2 protein-coding genes are annotated in these 2,589 nt (G+C 65.6%); both read left to right on the top strand.

Translation table 11 applies throughout. From position 1 onward, the window contains the following. On the top strand, positions 1-1,335 hold a 1,335-nt coding region (locus tag NBW84_RS09020; protein ID WP_250283561.1), incomplete at its 5' end, for a peptide ABC transporter substrate-binding protein. A 439-nt stretch (positions 1,336-1,774) separates the two neighbouring features. Continuing rightward, complete coding sequence (locus NBW84_RS09015) at positions 1,775-2,521, top strand: SDR family NAD(P)-dependent oxidoreductase (protein ID WP_250283559.1); 747 nt, start codon at positions 1,775-1,777, stop codon at positions 2,519-2,521. Positions 2,522-2,589 lie beyond the last annotated feature (68 nt).

The following is a 2,589-nucleotide window of genomic DNA, read 5'->3' as shown; positions in this document are numbered from 1 at the left end:
ACAATCAGACTGAAGCCCGGGTGGACCTTCCATGACGGCACGCCGGTCACGGCCAGGAGCTTCGTCGACGCCTGGAACTACACCGCCTACTCCCCGAACAGGATGCAGGGCGCGAACTACTTCTCGCATGTCGAGGGTTTCAGCAAGGTGAACAACACGACGCCGGACGGCGGGCAGCCGGACGCCCTGCCGCCCGCGAAGGAGCTGCCAGGCCTGAAGGTCGTCGACGACAGCACCTTCGTCGTGACCCTGTCCGCGCCGTTCTCCACGTTCGCCACCCAGCTCGGCTACGCGGCCTTCTTCCCCCTGCCGGCGAGTTTCTTCGCCGACCGAAAGGCCTACGAGGGCCATCCGGTCGGCAACGGCCCGTTCCGGTTCGTTTCGCACACGAAGGGGAAGAACCTCGTCGTGCGGCGCTACGACAACTATGCCGGCGAGAAACCGCACATCGACGGCGTGGACTTCCGTTTCTACGCGAACCTCGACGACGCCTACGCGGACGTGCTGGCGAACAGACTCGACTATCTCTCGTTCACGCCGTGGTCGTCGACGGTCAACGACAGGATCAAGACTGATCTCCCGGACTCCCGTCGCGTCTCCTACAGGTACCTCGGATACCAGGCGATCGCTTTTCCCCTCTATGACAGGCGTTTTGCCGACGCGAGGCTGCGGCAGGCCGTCTCGATGTCCATCGACCGGGTCGACCTGATCAAGAAGGTCTTCAACGGCGCTCGGACGCCGGCCGACGGCCTGGTGGCGCCGAACGTGCAGGGCCACCTCGACAACCAGTGCGGGGAGCTGTGCACCTACCAGCCCGAGAAGGCCAGGAAACTGTTCGAGGAGACCGGGTTCCAGGGGCCGGTCGTGCTGACCTCCAACGTCGACTCCGCCAATCAGCAGTGGATGGAGGTGACGTGCGCGTCGATCCAGCGGACGCTCGGTCGGGAGTGCAGGTTCGAGCCGGTACCGACGCTCGGTGAGTTCCGCAGGAAGCTCGACGACAGGACGATAGGCGCGATCTACCGCACTGCCTGGGTGGCCGACTACCCGTCGATCGAGAACTTCCTCAACCCGCTGTTCAGGACCGGCGGCTCGTCCAACGTCGGCCAGTACTCCAGCCCCGCCGTCGACGCGCTGCTCACCCGCGCCGACGGGGCGCCGTCGCAGCAGGAGGGCGAGAAGCTCTACCAGCAGGCCGAACGGCTCGTGCTGCAGGACATGCCGACGGTCCCGATCTGGTACCAGAGCGCCACGGCCGCCTGGTCCGCCCGGCTGCGCAACGTCGTCCCCACCCAGTTCCGTGAACTGGACCTGCGCAGCGTCACGGTCTCCTGAATCCCGTTTCTCCAGAATCATTCTCTCGCAACCGCCGAACGCGCCGGTCAGGTAACCATACGTATCCCCCCGGACGATGGCACGCTTCGATGGACGCCGGCCACCGGAGAAGATCGGCGCAATTTTGTCGTTGTGTACGCTTTTGCGGCCAAAAAGCGTACACAACGACAAACTCTCCTGGATCATGGCCTGTGCGGGTGGTCGTGGATGGGATCCGCGCTACTTGACCGGCGCTCTGGAAATCTCCCCCCGGCACCCGGCGTATGCGGCGGTGACGGTCACGCAATTTCGCTGGACGTGTCACCTGCCGGCGGGGCAGGATGGCCGCGTGCCGAGACCATCTCGTTACGCCGAGCGTGTCAACACGTGAAACGTACGCTTAAGGCGTACTCAAGTACGCTTTCGTACTATTTCTCCCATGGGACTTCTCGCAGACAAAGTGATTATCGTTGCGGGCGCCAGTCGGGGCATCGGCGCCGCGGCGGCCCGGCTGTTCGCTGAGGAGGGCGCCCGGGTCGTCCTGGGGGCGCGCAGCAGCGACGAGCTCGCGAAACTGGCCGGCCAGCTGACCGCTGACGGCTTCGACGCAGTCGCCGTGACCGTCGACCTCAGCACGTCGGCCGGGGCGGAGTCACTCGTCCAGGCGGCGCTGGAACGGCATGGAAGACTGAACGGGGCATATCTCAACGCGGCCACCGGGGACGAGCTCGGTAGGAGGCTGACCGAGATCACCGAGGACTCCTGGGACACCGTGCAGGGCCTGACGCTGCGTGGCACCTGGCTGAATCTCCGCGCCCAGATACCCGAACTGGCGAAGGCCGGTGGCGGTGCGATCGTGATCGCGGGCAGCGTGGCCGGACTGGTCGCAGGGATCGGAGACTCGTCCTATCAGGCGGCGAAGGCCGGTGTCACCGGACTCGCGCGTGCGGCGGCCCAGGAGTACGCGGCACAGGGAGTTCGGGTGAACGTCGTCGCCCCCGGCGCCATTCTGACCGATGGCGTGGCCGCCACGTTCGCGCAGTATCCGCAGTTGCGTGACCGCTTTGAGAACCACACCCCGCTCGGCCGCCCCGGCACGCCGAACGAGGTCGCCGAAACGGTGGCCTGGCTGCTCAGCGACCGATCCTCCTACATCACCGGAGTCACGCTCCCTGTCGACGGCGGCCTGTCGGCGACGAGGTTCTAGCGATATCTAGCGATATCTAGCGGTAGTTTCCTGGATCGATGCCGGGCGAATGGTCCGGTATCGTCGGT

It is taken from the genome of Protofrankia sp. CiP1_Cm_nod2, assembly GCF_920664355.1.
GTDB lineage: Bacteria > Actinomycetota > Actinomycetes > Frankiales > Frankiaceae > Protofrankia.
Note: the sequence above shows the minus strand (reverse complement) of the source record. Positions and strands in the feature narration are given on the sequence as shown.